This window comes from Natranaerobius thermophilus JW/NM-WN-LF (assembly GCF_000020005.1).
In the GTDB taxonomy this organism is placed as follows: domain Bacteria; phylum Bacillota; class Natranaerobiia; order Natranaerobiales; family Natranaerobiaceae; genus Natranaerobius; species Natranaerobius thermophilus.
Window position 1 is genome coordinate 1,021,254 of the sequence record NC_010718.1, and the last position, 21,821, is coordinate 1,043,074.

The following is a 21,821-nucleotide window of genomic DNA, read 5'->3' on the forward strand; positions in this document are numbered from 1 at the left end:
ATATTAATACGACTGTACTAGGGACGCCTTAAATTATTTTATAGAAATTATCAGGAGGTATATGAACATGTGTAAATTTACTAAAGAAGATGTTTTGAAAATGGCAAAAGAGCAAAACGTGAAATTTATTAGGTTGCAATTTACTGACATTTTTGGAATTATGAAAAATGTTGCAATTCCAGTAAGTCAGCTAGAAAAAGCTTTGGATGGGGAAATGATGTTTGATGGATCCTCAGTTGAAGGTTTTGTTAGAATCGAAGAAAGCGATATGTATTTACAACCAGATCCGAATACATTTATAACTTTCCCTTGGAGATCAGGAATTGATGGGGATGTAGGAAGGTTGATTTGTGATGTTTATGATTCTACAGAAGGGAAGCCATTTGCAGGTTGCCCTAGAAGTGTGCTTAGAAGTTTGGTTGATAAGGCAGTCCAAAAGGGGTATACTTTGAACGCAGGTCCAGAAGCTGAATTTTTCTTATTTTTAACTGATAGTGAAGGTCGACCAACTACCATCACTCATGATAAAGCCGGATATTTTGATTTATCACCTGTAGACCTGGGTGAAGGTGCAAGAAGAGACATGGTTACTACTCTTCAAAAAATGGGATATGAGATTGAAGCATCTCATCACGAAGTGGCACCAGGACAGCACGAAATTGACTTTCAGTATTCAGATGCTCTGGATATTGCTGATAAAATAGTCACATTTAAATTGGTTGTAAGAAGTATAGCACAACGACATGGCCTTCATGCTACTTTTATGCCGAAACCAATTCAGGGTATAAATGGTTCAGGTATGCATATTAATTTATCATTGTTTAAAAATGGAGGGAACACTTTTTATGATCCACAAAAAGAAAATGGTTTAAGTGACGTAGCCGTTAATTTTGTTGGTGGTCTGCTAAAGCACGGAAAGGCCATTACTGCAATTACAAATCCAACTGTCAATTCCTATAAAAGATTAGTGCCTGGCTATGAAGCACCGGTTAATATGGCATGGTCATTTAGAAACAGAAGTCCGCTAATTAGAATTCCTGGTAAGAGGGGTTCGTCAACAAGAACTGAGTTACGAAGCCCTGATCCTTCTTTTAATCCTTACTTATCTTTAGCAGCGATTTTAGCAGCTGGTTTAGACGGTGTTGAAAATCAAATCGATCCCCCTGCACCTGTTGATAGAAATATTTATGATATGACTGAAGAAAGCTTAGAAGAACTACAAATTGATCAATTACCAGAAACTTTAGAAAAAGCAATTAATCATTTAGAGGAAGATGAATTGATTAAAAATGCTTTAGGTGAACATGTTTGCGAGAAATTCATTGAAGCCAAAAAAATTGAATGGAAAAATTACATGTCAGCAGTTCACCAGTGGGAGCTAGACGAATATTTAACAAAATTTTAGTATATAAATTAGAGTCTATTTCATGAAATCTTAGGGATGGAGTGGTTACAGTGCCTGAGGCGAATGTAGTAGTTGCCTCCGGAGAAACTGAGTATAGGAAACACTTAAAAAGTACGCTAATGCAGTGTGGGTATAAGTTGGTTGGTGAGAGTGATAATATGGATGCCACTTTACGCCTATATCATAGGCTGATTCCTCGATTAATTATAGCCGATATTGATAATATAGATTTTGATGTGATTGGTCTACTGAATGTGATAGAGCCTGTTGGTGAAACAGCTATAGTTATCCTAACAAGTAATATTCAACAACAACTATTGTCTATGGCTAAAGAATCATGGATTCTTACTCCGATTATGAAACCTGTCAATAAGCAGGCATTGATTGCTTATTTAGAAATTGCCATGGCTAATTTCGAGCGATATCAAAAACTACAATCTGAACTAAACAATTTAAAAGATGATTTAGAGACTAGAAAGTTAGTTGATCGAGCTAAAAATATACTGATGAAGAAGAAAAAGATGACTGAAGCGGAAGCCTTTAGAAGTATTCAAAAAAAGAGTATGGATAATTCAATCCCTATGAAAAAAGTAGCTGAATCTATTATTATTACGAATGATTTTTAAATAATAATGAATTTAATTAAAACTAATCAGAGTACTCTTTAGAAAGGAATATGTGGTTTGTCGTCTTTCTTAGAAGCTGTCAAAAAGATTACCGCTGATTAAAAATGTGTAAGATTGAACAATATAGTAAAAGTTGTTTATATAGTGCCGGCAAAATTCTTTGCTAAGTAGGTAGTTGAAATAAATTATTAATATAAGCGGCCCCAGCTCGATTTTTAGAGCTAAGGCCGCTTAATCTTTTTTGCACCGTTAATTATTATAGGTTTGAGTCAATAACACGAAAAAGTTAAATAGTAAGAAGATTGCTCTTTTAAATTGACATGTCATATCTGATCTGATACTTTAAATTTTGGCTCTTTTATACTCCGTTGTTGATAGTTGAACTCTTCGATTGAACGAATTTTGTGTAAGGTTGATATTACATCTTAACGATCCAACAGTAGAATTAAAGTCAAATAACAGGATGTTATTTGCTGATCATGCTCTAGGATGAGCAGCTGATCAGGAAGCTTTAATTCTACTGTTGGGGAGTTTTAGATGTACCAACCCGAAACATTTGATGTGAAATTGAAGAGTTCAACTATCAACATTCAACTTTAACACAGCTTAGATTTTAACAACTACGGGTTAGATGGAGGAATTTTATGAAATTAATTAATAAAGATTATTGGAAATCCCTAATTAACATGGCAGTTATTAAATTTTTGGTTTTGCGAACTTTAAAAACAAACCCATCCCATGGTTATGGGATATTAAACCAAGTTAAAGAGTTTACTCAAGGTTGTTGTACACCTACATACGGATCCGTTTATCCTATTTTAAAGGAATTATGTGAAGAAGGGTATGCTGAAGTTAAATTTGAGACGGTTAATAATAGAGAGAGAAAAGTTTATTATCTCACTGAACAAGGTGAGCAGGCTTATTTACAAGCTAAAGAAGCCTGGCAGGATATACTTCCCTTTTTAAATAAAGTTATGTCTGAAGAAGTGGATGGTGATGGGGATAATTAATAATTTAATAATTTAAAACCTACCCAGGTGGTTTTAGGCGGAAGGGGTTTTAGACCCCTTCTTTTTTATATATTGACATAAATTAGAATTTTTCATAGTATATATAGAGGGGCAACATATAGACCCTATATATAAAACCTTTAAAATTTTGCAGAGGAGGTTGCCAAATGAGTGAAAAAGAACAAAAGAAACGAGGTTTGCTAAGTAAATTGTTTGGTAAAGGACAGGATAAGAAAGGTAGCTGCTGTGGAGTGAGAATCGAATCTGAGGAAGACGACGGTAACGAAGATAATAAGGAGCAAACGAGGGATGGACAGGATAAAGAAAATAGTGATAGTGAGAAGTAATAAAATTAATTGTAATGAATATATCAGGAAATAGTGTATAAGGGAAGGCAGGGGATAGCATGTTAGATACTGAACATTTAATAGAAGTAGCAGGGTTTTTTGGATATTTAGTTGGGGAACTAGTCCTGTTATTTATAGTAATTAGTTTTTTAGTAGGTTTATTACAAGAATATGTAAATCCCGACCGTATTAAAAATTATTTAGAGGAAAAAAATTTAGGAGTATTTGGTAATATTATAGGAGCTTTTTTTGGTTCCTTAACACCATTTTGTACCTGTTCAACAATACCAATAACCCTTGGTCTTTTAAAAAGTGGAGTCCCTTTTGGAATAACAATGAGTTTTTTCTTTGCCTCACCTCTTTTAAATCCCGTTGTGATCATCTTAATGCTAGCTCTGTTTGGCATTGAAATTACAGTGATTTACTGGCTGATTTTATTTCCCGTATCAGTTGTAACTGGCATTTTTCTCGAAAAATTTGGCTATGAACAAGAGATAAAACAAGTTAAAGTTGTCAGAGATGAACAAGAATCAGAAGAAGTACAAAACGATGCTGGTTTTATAGAACGGGTGAAACCTAAATTAAAAAGGGCAAGTGGATTTGCCGTTAATTTATTCCGCCAGGTCATTGTATTCTTGATAATTGGAGCTGGAGTTGGAGCTTTTATCTACGGCTTTGTGCCAGAAGAATTTATAGTTAGAGTTGCAGGCCCCGACCGAATCTTGTCTATTCCCATTGCTTCGGTAATTGGAATCCCAATGTATGTAAGAGAGGCTACTATTCTTCCTATAAGTTCAGTTTTGATAGATCAGGGTATGAATGTTGGTGCAGTCATGGCTCTAGTAATAGGCGGCACTGGAGCAAGTTTACCGGAACTAACTATGTTGAGCTCCATATATAAGAGAAAATTACTTATTACTTATATAATCACGGTAATAGTTGTAGCAATTTTTGCTGGATTTTTATTTAACTTATTGCTTTCTTTAGGTGTTTAATAATGTAAAAAGTTCTAGTTTCTAAAAGTTTTCGTCGACTCTTAACTGAATTTCTTCTAAGACTCCTTCTAACTCTTCAATAGTGGCCCCGTATTCTGTCCAATTACCCTGGCGAAGAGCTTCATCAGCTTGACGGTAAAGATCCAAAGCTTCTTGAGATAATTGATCAAGCCCAGCGATATCAGTATCAGGTAAATCTTCAATCTCCTCAATATCTTCAATATCATCAGGATCTTCCAAATCTAATTCTTCAGGGTCTACTCCATGCATAGCCAAAGCTTCATCCAGGGTATCGGCCATAACTAGATCTCCTTGCCAAAAGCTTAAGACTCTTCTCATTTCAGGAAAACTACTGGCTTCAGCTTGGAGGTATAAAGGTTCAATATACAGGATGCCGTTTTCTAAAGGAATTACTAGTAAATTTCCACGGATTACCCTTGATCCTCGGGTATCCCATAAACTGATCTGTTGGGATATCTGGGGATCTTGATCTATTCGGAATTCAATTTGTTGAGGGCCATAGATATGTTCGCCTGAAGGGAATCTGAACAGAACCAATTCACCGTAATTTTCTCCATCATTTCTAGCACCTAACCAAGAAATCATATTATTCCGCTCTACAGGAGTATAGGGAATCATTAGGACAAACTCGGGCCGTTCTTCTTCACCTAAATTTAAAGTGGCATAATACGGTTCCATGGTAATAGTTTCATTTTGGTAGTTTTCAGTAGGAATATCCCAGGCATCTTCCCTGTTGTAGAAAATCACGGGATTTTCCATATGATAATTTTGTAGTATATGGGCCTGGGCACTAAATAAATCTTCTGGATAGCGGAATTGGGCTCTCAATTCCTTAGATAACTCATCCAGGTTGGAAAATAGGTCAGGGAATGCTCTATCCAGTGCTTGAGTGAAGGGTTCATCGTCTTCAATTAAATAAAAATCCACAGTACCACTGTAAGCGTCTATGACTACCTTAACTGGATTTCGAATATAATTAGTACTATCTTCAAAGGGTTGGCTGTAAGGGAACTGATTGGTTTCCACATAGGCATCCATAATCCAGTAAAGTCTATCGTCAGCTACAGCAAGATAGGGATCTTGATCGTATCTTAAGAAAGGTGCTATTCGCTCTACACGTTCTTTGATATTACGGTTGAATAAGATTTGGCTTTCCGATGAAAACTCCCCTGAAAAGAGTATGAAACTATTGAATTTTCTCAGGGCAAATAACAATCGGTTCATAAAATGCATGTTAATGCCTGATTCACCTTCATAGATTAACTCTACATCTTCTTGACCAGGATAATGAAATTCTGTTTCTTCACTGTTAACAATCACAAAATCATTGGTTAGTTCGCCAAAATAAAGTTCCGGCCGCTCTAATCCCATATCGAGATGATCTTGTACGGGCATATCTTGGAAGAAATAACGAGGAAGCCCATCTGGAGTCAAATCTCCGACTGGGCTCATGGCTAGCCCGTAACCGTGTGTATATTTTAAATGCCTGTTAACTGCCGTTTGAGCACCTGTTGGAAGACGATCCACATCCATCTCTCTCGCTGCCAACATAACTTGGTGATATTGATCATCAATAGTATATCTAGCTATATCTACATCATTGAAATGATAATAGCGTCGATATTCTTGAGCTTCCCGATAGACGTCTCTCAGAGGACGATAATCCAGTAACCTGACATTGTTAATAACTTCTGGAATGATTTCGGGAGCTGCTACTCCTTCTTCCTGAGGAGAACCCTCTTCTTGGGGAGCATCATCTTCTTCTTGAGGAACACCCTCTTCTTGATCCAGATCCTCTTCAATTTGATTAGCTTCATCTTCATTAACGTTATTCTCAATAGTATTTTCAGTGCCATTTTCGTTATCTTCAATTTCCCAGGTTCTTTCAGTAATATCATCAATACCGTAAGCTTTTTGTGTCATTTCTAAATGATTATTGATAAATGGTCCCTCTCGAGTAAGTTCATTAGGGGCTACAACGATTGATTGAACAGCAGTAGCTACTATACCGCCGAGAATAGAAACTGCAATTATACCTCCGAAACAATAAAGAGATAGTCGGTATTTTTTCCATTTAAAATTACCTAATGTCAATACCAAACTGGCTATAGACAATAATGCAAGAATAATATATACGGGAGCTGATATGTATAGATCAGTAAATCCAATACCGTAAACTGCACCTCGAGGAGAGAACATAAGATTAAATAAGGACAATATAAACCGGAATGTCAGTATTAAAAATATTCCACTTAGAAGGTAATTGAGATGCTTTAAAGCAGGAGCCTGTAATGGCGAATATTTACGAAATATCGTCCATGATAACAGGCCTTTTGAAAAATAAATTATTGAAACAGCTATAATTGTTAAAATCAGTAAAGCCAAAATTGGACTTACTAGTCTCTGTAAAAAGGGTAAATGGAATAAATAAAAAACCGCATCTATATTAAAAATAGGGTCAACAATACCGGTACTTTGACTTCCTATCACATAGACGATGTTTTCCCAAATATTAGCAAAACTTCCAATCCAGATAAAACTGATTATTATGGAAATGATTAATCTTCCAATTTTACCCATGGATGTTATGACATCAGCGTATTCAGCTAAACCCGTCTCATAAAACTTAGTCTCATATTCAGGAGTTATTAAATTATTTATTAAAAGACCTAAATTAAGATATATGAAAACTGCTCCTAAAATGAAGGCGATTATCGAAAAAAGGTATTGGATAGCAATAGGTTTCCAAAACAGTTCAAAAAAATCTAGAGCTTGAAACCATTGAATATCAGTCACGATAACGGCGAATCTTCGGCTAAATAAGAGAATTAAGGCTATAATTGCCAAAATAATATAATTACGATATTTTTTCCAAAACATAGTTATGCCTCCTGAAATCTAAGGGTAACAGGGCCAATTTAAGTTTGACCCTGTTTATTAACTAGAAGTCTATTTTCTTAATTAAATATTCAAAGCTACTCTGGCCCCTTCTTCTATTGCATCAATGGCTTTTCTAGGATCACTAGCATCCCCTATGACATGAATGTTGTTGACTTTGTTTGAGAGCTCAGGACCTAGCTGATTATTAGAAACAGTTCCCGCGGCTAGAACTATCGTTTCATGTCCAGATAACTCATGGCGTTCACCATTGATACTTGCAATAACTTTATCTTTTTGGATTTCGATTATTTTTGTGCCAGTTTTAATATCTACCTGATTTTCGTGGAGTCTCTGAATCAAAAAGTATTTAACGGCTTCATGAATATCCGTTGCAATTTCTGCTTCCTGTTCACAAAGAGTTACTTTATGTCCTTTCATTGCTAGAAAATCTGCAGTTTCAGATCCAATCAAGCCACCACCTATTATCAAAACTCGGCTTTCAGGAGTGATTTTTCCCATGAGTATATCTAAAGCAGTTACTACATGTTCTTGATTAATTCCAGATATATTTTCTGGAATTAGAGGTTTACCGCCTGTAGCCAGAATTATGCTATCGGGATTTTCATCAACTATATCTTGAACAGTGGCTTCTGTGTTAAATCTGAAGGTAACTCCATTTTTCAATGCCATATGCCAGTAATAATTGATAAATTTCGTTATTTCCTGTCTTCCTGGTGGAAAAGCTCCTAACTCCATTTGACCTCCTGGTTTTGAACGGCTTTCAAAGACAGTTACTTGATGGCCTCTTTCCGCTAATATCCACGCAGCTTTCAGACCGCCTGGACCTGCTCCTATGATTACCACATGCTTTTGTTCTGGAGCATTATTTATTTCCATTTCTCTTTCGCTTCCACAGAAAGGATTGACTAGACAACTGATTTGTAATTTATCTGGGTCAAAAATGTAGCCAATACAACCTTGATTGCAAGCTATACAAGGTGCTACTTCGTCGGTTTTCCCTGAAGCTAATTTATTAGGTAGCTCAGGATCTGTCAGGGATTGCCTGCCCCAGCTGAGTAGATCAGCCTGATTTCTTGTGATCGCATCGTCTGCCATATAGGGTGTATTAATTCTACCTACTCCAATTACAGGAAGATTTGTTGATTTTTTTATTTCACCGGCATCAGGTAGAATGTAACCTGGACCTACATCAGAAGGAGCAACTATATACTGCATAGTTTCGTAGACCCCTTTAGAAACATGAATGGCATCTACACCCGCTTGTTCCATTATTTTTGCTGCTGCCCTGGACTCTTGTACTGTCAAGCCGTCAGCTACTCTTTCATCGGCACTAAGTCTAAAAATGACAGGGAAACCGGATCCAACTTTACGGCGAATATTTTTAGCAATTTCTTTGGGAAATCTCATGCGATTTTCAAAAGTACCGCCAAATTCGTCGACTCGTTTATTGGAATGGGGAGACATGAACTGGGCAATCAGATATCCGTGAGCACCGTGGATTTCTACGGCGTCAATTCCCGCCATTTTTGCCCTATAAGCGGCTGTGGCATAAGAGTCGATTAAAGCATAAATTTCTTCTCGGCTTAGTTCTCTTGGGATTTCATTGCAAATAGGACATTTTAAAGGTGATGGAGCTACAGGCTGATCGCCAATTGTAGTCGATGTGGTTTGCCTTCCTGCGTGATGCAATTGCACGGCTATTTTTGCATCGTGCTTTTTCACTGCTTTTGCTAAATTGCTAAATCCTTCTATGAATTGGTCATCCCAAAGTCCTGGTTGATTTGGGATAGCTTTACCTAGGGAATCAACTGCTGTAACTTCCACAGTTAAAAGTCCCCAGCCACCCTTAGCTCTGGTTTCCCAGTAGGCGATCAAATCTTCAGAAATGGTTCCATCTGGATTAGCTAAATTAGTACCCATGGCAGGGACTACAAATCGATTGGGAACTTCCATTGTCCCTAATTTTATTGGCTGAAATAATTTTGGAAAATTCAATTTATCAACTCCTTAATTTGTTATGGCAAACTTGTAATTTTTTTAGGCTGTATTAATTGAATGTTGATAACTGTAAAATTTCAATTTCAGCATCAACAACTAACTATAACAGCGCCTATATTTTAAAATTAGTGTTTGCATATTAACATTATCAAATTCCTAATCTCTATAATTTGTTATATAATTTGACATAAGATTAAAATCCAGGTAATCTAAATTAAAATCATTTAATAATTATCAGTTATTGTCAACAGAAAGTGCGGTATCAAAAATAAAATTAGAGTTCCTTTAACGAGAGGTGTTTTTATGAAGCCAAAAGTAGCTTTTATCTGTGTTCATAATTCATGTCGTTCACAAATGGCTGAAGCTTTGGGTAAGTTGTATGCATCCGATGTGTTTGATTCTTATTCGGCGGGGACGGAAACCAAGCCTGAAATTAATCAAGATGCTGTCAAAGTAGTCAAAGATTTATATGGTGTAGATATGAATCAAGATCAGTATTCAAAGTTGATATCTGAATTGCCGGATATAGATGTAGTTATTAAGATGGGTTGTAATGTTGCTTGCCCATATTTACCTGCAAAACATGAAGAAGACTGGGGACTAGATGATCCTTCTGGTAAATCCCAAGAGGAATTTGTGAGGACAGCAAGAGAAATTGAAAGAAAAGTTAAAGATCTTGCTCAAAGAATTGAACAGGGGGAGATTGAGCTCAATTAGCTGACAATTTTAGTAGGAATGTAAAATCTTAAAGTAAGTCAAATTCCTCAAAAACTGGCAAAAGGGAAATAAATGTTATATTGAAGGAGATGGCTCCCTAAATGTAGAATGTAATTTTATGAAAAATTTTACAAATCATTCTACAAAAAGGGGGCCATTTTAGCAAATTTTTGTTATAATTACATATGAATAGGTAAGGGTGTTTGAGTACTTGTATCTCAAAGGGGGGAGAGGATTATGGTCATCAGTGGAACGGAACTAGGTAAGAGGTTTTTGGGAGAAAAGATTTTTCGACAGGTGATTTCTTACTTAGAAAAAGATCCACTTAATAATATGAACCGAGGAATTGACTTAATCCTAAAGGCTCCCATCGCCGAACATCATCGTCAGATAATTCACAATATTAAGGACTACTTGGAAAATGATCCAGTAACTCAAAAATATATTCAAAGAATATTTAATAATACAAACGAGACCTTTCGAAAAAAAGGAATCGTGAATTTTTTCCTTAATGCTACCTTAATGGGTGTTCCCAAACAATTGAAAGAGTCTGAAAAACTTGGAGTAAGTGTACCTTTTGCAATATTAATAGATCCTACTAGTAAATGTAATTTAAGGTGTAAAGGTTGTTGGGCTGGTACCTACGATCATCATGACGAGCTGGATTTTGAAACAGTTGATAGATTAATTACGGAAGGTAAAGAACTGGGAATATATTTTATACCACTTTCAGGTGGAGAACCTTTTGCATGGGATCCCCTGTTAGAATTGTGTGAAAAACATGATGATGTTGTTTTTATGCCATATACAAATGGGACATTAATAGATGAACAGAAAGTCGAAAAAATGGCTGAACTAGGTAATATTAGCCCTGCTATCAGTATTGAAGGCGACAGACAGTTAACTGATGAACGTCGTGGTAAAGGGGTATTTGATAAAGTTTCCAGTGTCATGGAAAATTTAAGAGAAGCAGGAGTTCCCTTTGGTTTTAGTGTGACTTTAACTAGAGAGAATTGCGAACAAGTGATTTCTGAAGAATTTATTGACATGATGATAGATAAAGGTGCATTATACGGATGGTCGTTCCATTATATCCCAATTGGTAGGGAACCTGATTTTTCTTTAATGTTAACTGCTGAGCAAAGGGCACAACTTGTGGAACGGGTTAATAGTCTTCGTAGTAGCAAACCTTTGAAGTTTGCAGATTTTTGGAATGATGGTCATTTGAGCGGCGGATGTATTGCTGGTGGTAGGCGTTATTTCCACATCACAGCTAAAGGTGACATTGAGCCTTGTGCTTTTATCCATTTTGCCGTCGAAAATATTCAAGACAAATCTTTAAAAGAAATACTTCAAACACCAATTTTCAAATCTTATCAAAAACGCCAACCCTTTGATGAAAATTATCTTAGACCATGCCCATTAATTGATGTTCCAGATGCATTAAGGGAAATAGTTGATGAAACTGGAGCTACTTCTACAGACAGTGGTTCAGATACTATCTTGACAGGAAAAGAAGCAGAAGAAATGGATAAGGTGGCAACTTCCTGGAAGAAAGCCGCCGATGAGATAGCCTCGGGTAGAGTGTCCGAGTAATATAGTAAAGAGAGAACGGATGTACCTGCATGCCTTTTTTGATTACCAGCGTCCACAGGTAATTGTAATTATTGGTGAGATGTGCAAAGCTTGAGTGTAATTTACAGAGAGTTTTAAAACTCTCTGTTTTTTTGTGCTTAAAATTATAACTAGATTCTGATTTAAATTTACGGTTGTGTGACAAAATAAAATTACAAGATAGCGAAAAAATCTGAATAGCTAAAAATCTGGTCCGATTTATTTATACAAGTGGAGGTAACTAGATTGAATCAAATGGGTACTGGTACTTATTCTATTGCTGCATATGATCCGCAATTTCAAGAATGGGGCGTTGGTGTACAATCGAGGTTTTTATCAGTTGGTGCCTTGGTTCCTTGGGTTAGCTCTAATACAGGAGCCATTGCCACTCAGGCCAAGACAAATTCAATGTATGGTACTCGGGCCTTTGAATTAATCAATAACGGCAAGGACGCTAAGCAGGTTGTAGAAACTTTAATTTCGGAAGATCCTCAATCGGATTATCGACAAGTGGGAGTGGTAGATGCCCAGGGTAATGTGTCTGCCCATACAGGCAACAAATGTATTGGGTTTGCAGGACATAAATTAGATACAAACTTTGTATGCCAGGGCAATTTATTGGTGGGGGAGGGTGTATTAGATGAAATGGTGAGAGGCTTTAAAACAGCTGAAGGGGATTTAGCCGATAAATTGGTGGCTTCACTTCAGGGAGCCCAAAATGCGGGAGGAGAAAGACGGGGAGTTCAGTCAGCAGCATTATTAATTAAAAAAAATGCAAAAAATATGTTTGGCCAATGCAATAGCTACATTGATTTGCGCGTCGATGATAGTCAGTCACCTCTATTGGAGTTAAACAGGTTGAAAAATTTACACAGAATACTGTTCGCCCAAAATCACAGTGACAAATATTTTGAATTTGATACTGAAATCAAAAAAAAGCTAGTTATTATCTTACAAGAAATTAAGGAAATTGATCAAACATTAGCACCTCATGAGAACATGGAAAGTGTTATTGAGAATTTTAGTGTCAAAAAGGGGTATAAAAAAGATGAAGTTTTTAAAGGAAATTTCATTAATGGGAAAATTATCAATGAAATTGTAAATACTTATTACTCATATGAGCCTGAGCATTACACTTAAAAACCTAAAGGAGGTAGAAGTAATGAAAAAATTTGAACTTAATGATTATATACAAGAACCTAAAGGGAAAGTTGCCAAAAGAGTGATTTTTAAAGATGATAATGTAATCACTTTTATATTAAACATTGCTAAGCGGCAATCTCTTCCTAGGCATACTCATTTTGGCTCAACTGTCTTAATCAAAGTTATTCAAGGAAGTGCTAATTTAAATTATGATGATAAGTCAATTGGAATTAGCCAGGATAATTTGGTTCAATTAGATGGTCCGGAAGAGATGTCAGTGGATAATTTGGGAGAAAAGACTTTAGTTTTATACGTGACAATTTCTCCAGCACCATCTGATGACAAATTTACAACTGATGTTGACTTGTGATAACAGATGTAGCGCTATATAGCGCTACATCCTGAATCCCTAAAAATTTATTTGACTTATAGGGGTATACCTGTTACACTATAAATACAATTTAATACCCCGGGGCATAGGGGGTGGGAATAGAAAAGAGTGGAAATTTAATTTGGAACTTGATTATCTTATATTATTGGAGTGATTAAAAGTTGCCACAATTTATGATGGATGATAATTTCATTTAATTATTGTCAAAAGATAGGGGTGATATTTTATTAGTATTTTAAGAAGGTTTTTAAAAAAATTAGAAGAGACTAATAAGAAACAATTTGGTGATAAAAAGAAGCTTGACTGTTGTGATTTGAATAAGCAGAAAAAAGATCAATTGCCAGACAAAAAGTCAGAAAAAGAATGAAAAAGCAAGATAATTAAATTTTACAGGGAGGGTCTAACTAATGGATAAAAAAATTATAGGAGTTGTGTTAGCTGTTGTGATAGTTTTTACTACCGGAACGGTAGTGATGGGTCAAGGTGTAAATAGTAATGATATAAGTCAAGGTTTTAGAAGAATGATGCCATTCATGCAAGAACATCATCCAGAGTTGTCGGAATCAGAATTAAAAGAGATGTATGAATACTGCCATGGTACGAACTAGAGCTTTTAAACATTGATGAAAATATAAATGATTTTCATATTTAAGAGTTGTCTCTGACAACTCTCTTTTTTTGGATGACTACATCAAAGTTGAGTATGCTAACGTAAAACCTTAATTTTCACTAAAAATATTTTAAAAAAATGTTTAATTAAAAATTTCTTGATTTGGACATTTAGAAATTATGCTGAATAGAAAGGAGTATTAGATGAAAGTATTATTTTGGATTTTTGATATTCCAGTGCACTTTTTTGGGGTTACAATAGCTGCAGGGGTCCTAGCAGGAATTTGGTTGATTTACAGAGAGGCTTCAAATAGTAACGAATTTAATCAAAACACAATTTTAGATATGGCAATTTATATGTTTTTATTTGTAATAGTTGGTGCAAGAGTGGGATATATTTTATTTTATAATCCGGCTCATTATTTACAGGACCCACTGCAGATATTTATGATTCATCAGGGTGGTTTATCAGTTCACGGTGGTATTGTAGGTGGCTTGTTATTTGGTATATGGTATGTTAAAAAGTATAAACTGGATTTTTGGAAATTAGCTGACTTATTTGCACCAGCTTTAATACTTGGACAAGCAATAGGTAGAATAGGTTGTGACGTTTTCGGAAAACCAATGGAAACTCACAGATTTTGGGGTGTAGTTTATGAAGGGGTTCTTGTTCATCCAGCCCAAATTTACGAAGTGATTTTGAATTTTGTAGTATTTTTTATTTTATGGGAGAAAAGAAAAGTAAAGAATTACCATGGACAAATTTTTCTCTGGTATATAATTCTTTTTTCTGTTAATAGAGGGATAGTTGAAATCTTTCGAGTCAATCCAACCATAGTTGGTGAGTTATCTGTTTCTCATTTATTGAGCTTAATTTTCATCATAGCTGCTTTGATAATCAGCTATTTCAGAAAGCAGGAAGGAGCTTTATTAGATGTTAGCAATAATCAGTTTGGAATTAAAAAGATATTAAATCTGATTATAGTAGTAATACTAAGTTTAATTTCCGTTTTTATCTACTATTCAGTGTGGGGAGGATGGGTAGCTTAAATACTGAATCAAGACAGGAGTTTTGCTCCTGTCTTTTTTGTTTGCCCGGCATGCCTGCCGCGCCGATGGGTTGAAAGAAACCCTGTCACCTAACCAGCAGGAAGACAACCATAAGGCAAGGGCGTCACCGGTGACGGTGGAGTCTGAAGGAAGCTGAAGGGGGAATTTGGAACATAGTGAGAACAAACCGAGGATGGCCTTTTAGGTGGGTAACCTTGCAAATTATGGGAAAGCCCGAAAGCTGGATAACCTAAAAGGTTAGGACGGATGCGTTCAAATTCAGGCAAGCAGACTTAACCGGGGAGATACCTGTATTGTCTTGTGACGACAAGTAAAGTTAAGACAAGTGGAAACATGAGTTTTAACTAAAGCAGTGCAGGAGGCAGATGAACCCGTAGTAGTGAAGAACTTTCGGCCAAAGAAAGCTGGTAACAGTCTGGAGGATAAAACCGAAAGGACACTACACCTGGTTGTAGTGGTGCATAATGACCGAAAGGGGAATTATGTAGTGTGAAGGGGTGAAAGTAGACCAAAGAGTGTAGCAAGAACTCGAGTAGACACTTTAGGTAGGAAGAAAACTGAAGCTGAAATGCTAAAGGGAACGGAAAGTCAGGTGGTGACGAGCTTACTTGCTTTACCGTCCGCCTAGTGGAAGTAGAGCGTACCCTGATAGGTAAGATTGCCAAAGAGCTAGAGACACCGTTAAGCACGTTCAAAGAAACCACAACTAAAAGTGTAGAAAGAGGGAAGGCACACAGCGAAAGAAGGTGCAATTGATGAAGAAATGGTACAGTTTAATAGACAAGATTTATTCCAAAAAGAATCTAGAAGACGCCTACCGCAGGGTCAGAGCTAACAAAGGTAAACCCGGCATAGACCAGGTAACCGTGGAGGCTTATGGCTCCAACCTAGAAGAAAATCTGGAAACCCTTCATCATGACCTTAAAATTGGCGCATACAAACCACAACCTGTGAGGCGAGTTAAGATACCCAAACCAGATGGAAGTACTCGCCCATTAGGGATTCCAACCGTAAAAGACAGGGTAGTCCAACAAGCAACCTTAAATATACTTCAACCGATTTTTGATCCAGACTTCCACCCGTCAAGCTACGGATACAGGCCTAATCGCTCATGTCACAAAGCAATAGCTAAATCAGAACAGTTCATTAATAAATACAATCTAAGACATGTAGTAGATATGGACCTATCTAAATGCTTTGATAAATTAAACCATGAGTTGATTATCGAAGAAGTAGCCAAGAAAGTTAGTGATGGAAGTGTTCTCAAATTAATAAAGAAGTTTTTGAAGTCCGGAGTAATGGAAGATGGAGCCATAGAAGACACAGAAATAGGGAGCCCTCAAGGTGGAGTGATATCACCACTACTAACCAACATTTACCTAGACAGATTTGATAAAGAAATGAAGAGTCGCAATATCCGAATAGTAAGATATGCCGATGATATTTTAATATTCGCCTACACACCAAGACAAGCGAAAAGATATAAAGATATAGCTACTGAAATATTAGAAGACGAATTAAAACTAACAGTTAATAAAGAGAAAACTCACATAACAAATGACCGCAAAGGTGTTCCCTACCTAGGAGTTATCATAAGGAGTCAAAACATATCCATCCAGCCTGAAAAGATACAGAAATTCAAAGAAAAAGTCAGAACTCTTACACCAAGAAATCATGGTAGAAATCTATCCGAAATCATAAAAGAGCTAAATCCAGTATTAAGAGGATGGGCAAATTACTTCCGAATAGCCAATTGTAAGAAACAATTTGAGAACTTAATGAAATGGATTAGAAGAAGACTTAGGATGAAGAAAATGCGAGAATGGAAAAGTTGGAAACAACTACACAAAACTCTTCGCAGAAAAGGCTACAAAGGGGAATTTGAGAAAATCTCCATGAATAAATGGAGAAACTCATCAAGTCCTCTCATAAGTTTAGCACTACCCAATAAGTGGTTTGACGAGATAGGTCTAATTAATATTAGTACCTATCAAGTTGGTATTTTGCATCACTTTAGAAAGTGATCGAGGTCTACTAGGAGCCGTGTACGTGGCCCGTAAGCACGGTTCTGTGAGAGGAACGAAGCCACAGCTAATTACTGTGGCTTCTACCTACTCGATTATTGTGCGCCATGCATGACGATTAGCTAGGTGGTGTAAGTCCACTATGGGGGTTTGTAGTTACCAACCATTAGCCAAGAGCAAGGGTGCCCATCGTGAGGTGGGATCTGAAGGAAGCTTAAGGCAAAATTCCGACCCAAGGCACACGAACATCATCAGGCATAAGGTATGGGATGAGTTTGCAATACAAAACGAAGTCCAATCAACTACACGGACATACCAGTGTAAATGATGTGGGTACATGGAATGAAAGTTAATCGTCTTACCGTGGGAGGTCTCATGGACGTGGCAAGATGAACTTCGAACCACGGTTGAAATAAGATTTGTCATGAGAAGTCAGCAGACTCCATAGTACTTGATGAGGTCGACATCATTAAGGAAGGGATGAACCTAGGAGGAGATCAGTAAATGACTGTTACCAATAAAGGAATGAAGTGCCGCCAACTTCTGACAGGCGAAAGCTGCAAAGAAGGCTCACCGCAGAAGAATAGTGCGGAACACGAAGGATATGCGGGAGTGCACAGTTCTTTAAGGATAACTGAAAACAACATCTCCAATGCAAACTTGTCGAAGGGGAATTTGCTAGAGGAAATTTTGGATAGAGACAACATGAATAAAGCATTCAAGAAAATAAAATCCAACAAAGGCTCTCACGGGATTGATGGGATGGGAGTAGATGAACTTCTACAATATCTCAAAGAAAACGGGGACCACCTCAGGCAAAGAGTCCTGGACGGTAAATACCGCCCTAATCCCGTCAGAAGGGTAGAGATACCTAAAGAAGATGGGAAGAAAAGAAAATTAGGCATACCTACAGTGGTAGACAGGGTAATCCAACAAGCAATAGCCCAAGTACTATCTCCAATATATGAGGAGCAATTCTCAGATAACAGCTATGGTTTTCGCCCTGGACGCAGTACTCATGATGCAATTAAGAAAAGTCAACAAAACATAAATGAAGGATACAAATATGTAGTAGATATGGACTTGGAGAAATACTTTGACACAGTAAACCAGAGCAAATTGATAGAAGTGCTATCTAAGACAATAAAAGACGGTCGAGTAATATCTCTTATCAACAAATATCTAAGAGCAGGAGTAATGATCAAACACACCTATAAGGATACAGAAGTTGGCGTGCCCCAGGGCGGGCCTCTTAGCCCTATCCTCAGTAACATAATGCTCCACGAATTGGATAAAGAACTTGAGAAAAGGGGGCACGAATTCGTCCGCTATGCGGACGACCTGCTAATCTTTTGTAAAAGCAGAAGAAGTGCCGGACGCACCTTGAAGAACATACTACCCTTCATCGAAAATAAACTATTTCTCAAAGTAAATAAAGATAAAACTGTAGTTGCCTATGTAGGAAAGGTAAGATTTCTTGGGTTTGGCTTTTACAGACATAAAGGAAAAGCCAGATTAAGAGTTCATCTTAAATCAGTTACAAAGATGAGAACGAGAATAAAAGAACTCACATCTAGAAGTTATGGAATAAGCAACGAAGCCAGAGCAAAGAAACTTAGCCGATACATTATGGGTTGGGTTAACTACTTTAAACCAGCTGATATGAAGAATCTGTTAATAAATACTGACAGTTGGATGAGAAGGCGTATTCGCATGATTTACTGGAAACAATGGAAGAAAGTGAGAACAAAATTTAAAATGCTCAAGTTCTTTGGAGCCAATAAATACAAAGCATGGGAATATGCAAACACAAGAAAGGGCTACTGGAGAATTTCCAATAGCCCCGTCTTATCCAAATCCCTTGGAAATGATGTAATCAAAGGATTTGGTTTCCTATTCTTTTCGGAATATTATCGACAAGTTAAAGCGTAAACTAGGAACCGCCGTGTACCGAACGGTTTGCTCGGTGGTGTGAGAGGTCGGTAGATAAAATAATTATCTACCTCCTACTCGATTTTGTTAAAATCTTTTAAAATTGTTTTCTATATAATTAAAAATTAAATGAAAAAATTATAGAACTGTGATATAGATTACAGTCTTATAATCCACAGCGTAGTAAAATGAAATTGAAGTTAACAGGAGACAGGGAATCTAAAAACAGTTTTATCCAAAAACCAGGAAATTAGCAATTTATTGTGGAAAGGCCAAGAATGAAAATGATAATAATTACTTATAAGGAGTGATTTATGTGAGCATGAAATGTTTTCAATGCCAAGAAACAGTAAAGAATCAGGGATGTACAGTTAAGGGTGTTTGTGGTAAGCCTGATAATGTGGCGAATCTTCAAGATGTATTGATTTACACTTTAAAGGGGATTTCGTTCTATGCCCATGAAGGAAGAAACTTGGGTGTGAAAGATGAAGAAGTGGATAGGTTTGTCATGGATAATTTATTTGCTACAGTAACTAATGTAAACTTCAGTGAACAAGATTTTATTGATAGAATCAAGCAGTCTTTTAAAATAAGAGATCAAATAAAAGAACAAGTTATGCTAAAATACCGAGAAAAATACGGTGAGAATTTAGATAATAAGGTGCCCTCAAATGCGACTTGGTACACAGAAGATGAGCTTAATTTCAAAACCAAAGGTGAAGAAGTAGGAGTTCACTCATCGGATAATGAGGATATTAATTCCTTAAGAGAACTGTTAACCTATGGTATCAAAGGTATAGCAGCTTATGCCCATCACGCATATACTTTAAACCAAAAAGATGATGAAATATTTGCCTTTATGCACAAAGGTTTAGCAGCAACTACAGATGATAGCTTGAGTGTAGATGATTTGGTATCTCTAGTCATGGAGTGTGGAAAGTTTGGAGTAAATACCATGGCACTACTAGATAAAGCCAACACAGAAGCCTACGGTCATCCTGAACCAACTCAAATAAATATTGGTGTACGCAATAATCCAGGAATTTTGATCAGTGGTCACGACCTGAAGGATATGCAAGAACTACTAGAACAGACAGAAGGCACTGGTGTTGATGTATATACGCATGGAGAAATGCTTCCGGCTAATGCGTATCCAGCCTTTAAGAAATACGATCATTTCGTAGGTAATTACGGAAATGCTTGGTGGCAGCAAAATGAAGAATTTGAGAAATTTAATGGTCCAATTTTGATGACTACAAACTGTCTTGTACCACCTAAAGATTCTTACAAAGATAGAGTGTACACAACTGGTGTAGTAGGTTTTGATGGTGTAACTCATATTCCCGAGAGAGAAGCAGGTGAAAGCAAGGACTTCTCCCAAATTATCGAGCATGCCAAAAAATGTGCTGCTCCAGAAGAATTAGAACAGGGAGAAATACCGGGTGGATTTGCCCACAATGCAGTATTAAGTGTAGCAGATAAAGTAGTAGAAGCAGTTAAGAACGGTGATATCAAGAGATTTGTTGTTATGGGCGGTTGCGACGGACGCCATAAGAGTAGAGAGTACTACACAGAATTTGCCAAAGCTCTTCCCCAGGATACAATTATACTGACTGCCGGCTGTGCCAAGTATAGATATAATAAGCTGGATTTAGGAGATATCGGAGGAATTCCAAGAGTATTAGATGCAGGTCAGTGTAATGACTCTTATTCCTTGGTTGTTATCGCGCAAAAACTAGCTGAAGCCTTTGAGTTAGAAGATATTAACGATCTACCAGTTTCATATAACATTGCTTGGTACGAACAGAAGGCGGTTACAGTGCTACTATCGTTACTGTATCTAGGTGTGAAGAAAATTTATCTAGGTCCCACCCTTCCTGCCTTCGTATCTGAAAATGTATTGAATGTGCTAGTTGATAAGTTTGATATGAGGCCAAATTCTAATGTAGATGAAGATTTGGAAAAAATTATGGCAGGAGAATAAAATAAATATGCTACAACAACCCGCCTCAAGCCTGGGGCGGGTCTTTTTTATGCCCGGTATGGGTGTTAACTAGCTAGTTCATGACATCTGCCAAGCTGCAGGAACATGAACAGGGCTGAAGTCAAAAAACTGGTAAATAAAAGTAGTCTGTAGATGTAGCTATTAATTAAACTAGCCTTGTAGTATAATATAAATAACATTAAATAATTTTACGACCTTAAACACGAGACCCTAAACAAGGATTTTTCAAATTTCCTAATAGAAGGGTGTGAAAATTTGTGAAAAAGAGTACACGTTGCACTAAATTGCCCATTCTTTTAATGGTAATTGCTGTAGTATCTGCACTATTATTAGGGGTTTCCAACAGTTATACAGCACCAATAATAGAAGAGAACCGATTAAGAACTCTAGAAAGTAAAATGTTCAGTTATTTTCCGGAAGTTGACGAATTTTTAATCGAAACAGTAGATGATGAAGAATTTTTTGTCGTTAAAGATGATGATAATATCCAAGGTGTTGCCACAGTCGTTAAAAGTAGTGGTTATGGTGGGAGAATCGAACTCATGTTAGCTGTTAATAATCATGGTTACATTGAAGGGGTGGAGATTTTATCTCATTCGGAAACTCCTGGTCTAGGGAGCGAAATTACTGAACCTGAATGGTTAGCCCAATTTAATGGACTGACCGCCTTTGATGAAATTGAAATCAGTGAAGATATTGATGTGATTGCAGGAGCGACAAGAAGTTGTGAAGGTGTAGCAGAGGGTACGAAAATCGCTTTAGATAATATTTCTCAAGCTTATTATGATACTGATGACAATACTTTTAATGATTAGTAAGAAATTCTTATTAAATTTTTAAATATAGACGGATAAAATACAGTTTTCCTATTGCCGTTGTGATGTTGTTTATCACAACGGATTTTTTTGTTTAATTGAAAATGTTTAATCTTAATACTATCTTAATAATTCGTTAATTTGTCTTTAATATAGCTCATTTATAGTATAAGTAGAAACTAACTTGATTTAAATTA

The 21,821-nt window shown here is 36.6% G+C and carries 18 protein-coding genes; 16 read left to right on the forward strand and 2 right to left on the reverse strand.

The window, feature by feature from the left end; genetic code table 11:
- Nucleotides 1-67 precede the first annotated feature (67 nt).
- From glnA to NTHER_RS04945, 5 genes are all read left to right on the forward strand, one after another.
- Nucleotides 68-1,405 carry a type I glutamate--ammonia ligase gene (gene glnA, locus NTHER_RS04925; RefSeq protein ID WP_012447424.1) on the forward strand — a complete coding sequence of 446 codons (1,338 nt, stop codon included), beginning with the start codon at nt 68-70 and terminating at the stop codon, nt 1,403-1,405.
- A gap of 50 nt (nt 1,406-1,455) precedes the next feature.
- A complete protein-coding gene (locus tag NTHER_RS04930; RefSeq protein ID WP_012447425.1) occupies nt 1,456-2,031 on the forward strand; it encodes an ANTAR domain-containing response regulator in 576 nt (191 codons plus the stop codon).
- Between the two features lie 644 nt (nt 2,032-2,675).
- A complete protein-coding gene (locus NTHER_RS04935) occupies nt 2,676-3,041 on the forward strand; it encodes a PadR family transcriptional regulator (protein ID WP_012447426.1) in 366 nt (121 codons plus the stop codon).
- A gap of 167 nt (nt 3,042-3,208) precedes the next feature.
- Nucleotides 3,209-3,388 carry a hypothetical protein gene (locus NTHER_RS04940; protein ID WP_012447427.1) on the forward strand — a complete coding sequence of 60 codons (180 nt, stop codon included), beginning with the start codon at nt 3,209-3,211 and terminating at the stop codon, nt 3,386-3,388.
- Nucleotides 3,389-3,447: 59 nt separating this feature from the next.
- Entirely contained in the window at nt 3,448-4,383 is a 936-nt protein-coding gene (locus tag NTHER_RS04945) for a permease (protein ID WP_012447428.1), read from the forward strand.
- A 21-nt stretch (nt 4,384-4,404) separates the two neighbouring features.
- Here NTHER_RS04945 and NTHER_RS15150 read toward each other — a convergent pair whose 3' ends face one another.
- Together NTHER_RS15150 and NTHER_RS04955 are read right to left on the reverse strand one after the other, a co-directional pair.
- Nucleotides 4,405-7,284 (reverse strand): UPF0182 family membrane protein, encoded by a 2,880-nt coding sequence (locus NTHER_RS15150; protein ID WP_012447429.1) that lies wholly within the window; start codon nt 7,282-7,284, stop codon nt 4,405-4,407.
- An 81-nt stretch (nt 7,285-7,365) separates the two neighbouring features.
- Nucleotides 7,366-9,300 (reverse strand): NAD(P)/FAD-dependent oxidoreductase, encoded by a 1,935-nt coding sequence (locus tag NTHER_RS04955; RefSeq protein ID WP_012447430.1) that lies wholly within the window; start codon nt 9,298-9,300, stop codon nt 7,366-7,368.
- Nucleotides 9,301-9,606: 306 nt separating this feature from the next.
- Between NTHER_RS04955 and NTHER_RS04960 the strand changes: the two genes are divergently transcribed.
- The 11 genes from NTHER_RS04960 (at nt 9,607) to NTHER_RS05010 (ending at nt 21,624) form a co-directional block, all read left to right on the forward strand.
- Complete coding sequence (locus NTHER_RS04960; RefSeq protein WP_012447431.1) at nt 9,607-10,020, forward strand: arsenate reductase ArsC; 414 nt, start codon at nt 9,607-9,609, stop codon at nt 10,018-10,020.
- A 237-nt stretch (nt 10,021-10,257) separates the two neighbouring features.
- A complete protein-coding gene (locus tag NTHER_RS04965) occupies nt 10,258-11,616 on the forward strand; it encodes a radical SAM/SPASM domain-containing protein (RefSeq protein ID WP_012447432.1) in 1,359 nt (452 codons plus the stop codon).
- Between the two features lie 273 nt (nt 11,617-11,889).
- Nucleotides 11,890-12,774, forward strand: a complete 885-nt coding sequence (locus tag NTHER_RS04970; RefSeq protein WP_238526147.1) for a DUF1028 domain-containing protein — start codon at nt 11,890-11,892, stop codon at nt 12,772-12,774.
- A gap of 22 nt (nt 12,775-12,796) precedes the next feature.
- The gene (locus tag NTHER_RS04975; RefSeq protein WP_012447434.1) at nt 12,797-13,147 is read left to right on the forward strand and encodes a cupin domain-containing protein; all 351 of its coding nucleotides are present in this window, start codon (nt 12,797-12,799) and stop codon (nt 13,145-13,147) included.
- A gap of 253 nt (nt 13,148-13,400) precedes the next feature.
- Nucleotides 13,401-13,535 (forward strand): LDCC motif putative metal-binding protein, encoded by a 135-nt coding sequence (locus NTHER_RS16440; protein ID WP_331446329.1) that lies wholly within the window; start codon nt 13,401-13,403, stop codon nt 13,533-13,535.
- 40 nt (nt 13,536-13,575) lie between these two features.
- The gene (locus NTHER_RS04980) at nt 13,576-13,776 is read left to right on the forward strand and encodes a hypothetical protein (protein ID WP_012447435.1); all 201 of its coding nucleotides are present in this window, start codon (nt 13,576-13,578) and stop codon (nt 13,774-13,776) included.
- Between the two features lie 205 nt (nt 13,777-13,981).
- Entirely contained in the window at nt 13,982-14,827 is an 846-nt protein-coding gene (gene lgt, locus NTHER_RS04985; RefSeq protein WP_012447436.1) for a prolipoprotein diacylglyceryl transferase, read from the forward strand.
- A 776-nt stretch (nt 14,828-15,603) separates the two neighbouring features.
- Nucleotides 15,604-16,872 carry a group II intron reverse transcriptase/maturase gene (gene ltrA / locus NTHER_RS04990; protein ID WP_012447437.1) on the forward strand — a complete coding sequence of 423 codons (1,269 nt, stop codon included), beginning with the start codon at nt 15,604-15,606 and terminating at the stop codon, nt 16,870-16,872.
- A 504-nt stretch (nt 16,873-17,376) separates the two neighbouring features.
- Nucleotides 17,377-18,804 carry a group II intron reverse transcriptase/maturase gene (gene ltrA / locus NTHER_RS05000; RefSeq protein WP_012446632.1) on the forward strand — a complete coding sequence of 476 codons (1,428 nt, stop codon included), beginning with the start codon at nt 17,377-17,379 and terminating at the stop codon, nt 18,802-18,804.
- A gap of 316 nt (nt 18,805-19,120) precedes the next feature.
- Nucleotides 19,121-20,788: a hydroxylamine reductase gene (gene hcp / locus NTHER_RS05005; protein ID WP_012447438.1), complete on the forward strand. Its 1,668-nt coding sequence runs from the start codon at nt 19,121-19,123 to the stop codon at nt 20,786-20,788.
- A 278-nt stretch (nt 20,789-21,066) separates the two neighbouring features.
- Nucleotides 21,067-21,624: an RnfABCDGE type electron transport complex subunit G gene (locus NTHER_RS05010; protein ID WP_012447439.1), complete on the forward strand. Its 558-nt coding sequence runs from the start codon at nt 21,067-21,069 to the stop codon at nt 21,622-21,624.
- The last annotated feature ends 197 nt before the right edge of the window (nt 21,625-21,821 follow it).

Coding starts and splice junctions, on each gene's coding strand:
- NTHER_RS04980 (WP_012447435.1), top strand. CDS start 13,576: ATGGATAAAAAAATTATAGGAGTTGTGTTAGCTGTTGTGATAGTTTTT.
- NTHER_RS04975 (WP_012447434.1), top strand. CDS start 12,797: ATGAAAAAATTTGAACTTAATGATTATATACAAGAACCTAAAGGGAAA.
- NTHER_RS04940 (WP_012447427.1), top strand. CDS start 3,209: ATGAGTGAAAAAGAACAAAAGAAACGAGGTTTGCTAAGTAAATTGTTT.
- lgt (WP_012447436.1), top strand. CDS start 13,982: ATGAAAGTATTATTTTGGATTTTTGATATTCCAGTGCACTTTTTTGGG.
- glnA (WP_012447424.1), top strand. CDS start 68: ATGTGTAAATTTACTAAAGAAGATGTTTTGAAAATGGCAAAAGAGCAA.
- NTHER_RS04945 (WP_012447428.1), top strand. CDS start 3,448: ATGTTAGATACTGAACATTTAATAGAAGTAGCAGGGTTTTTTGGATAT.
- NTHER_RS15150 (WP_012447429.1), bottom strand. CDS start 7,284: ATGTTTTGGAAAAAATATCGTAATTATATTATTTTGGCAATTATAGCC.
- NTHER_RS04965 (WP_012447432.1), top strand. CDS start 10,258: ATGGTCATCAGTGGAACGGAACTAGGTAAGAGGTTTTTGGGAGAAAAG.
- NTHER_RS04960 (WP_012447431.1), top strand. CDS start 9,607: ATGAAGCCAAAAGTAGCTTTTATCTGTGTTCATAATTCATGTCGTTCA.
- NTHER_RS04935 (WP_012447426.1), top strand. CDS start 2,676: ATGAAATTAATTAATAAAGATTATTGGAAATCCCTAATTAACATGGCA.
- ltrA (WP_012446632.1), top strand. CDS start 17,377: ATGACTGTTACCAATAAAGGAATGAAGTGCCGCCAACTTCTGACAGGC.
- ltrA (WP_012447437.1), top strand. CDS start 15,604: ATGAAGAAATGGTACAGTTTAATAGACAAGATTTATTCCAAAAAGAAT.
- NTHER_RS04970 (WP_238526147.1), top strand. CDS start 11,890: ATGGGTACTGGTACTTATTCTATTGCTGCATATGATCCGCAATTTCAA.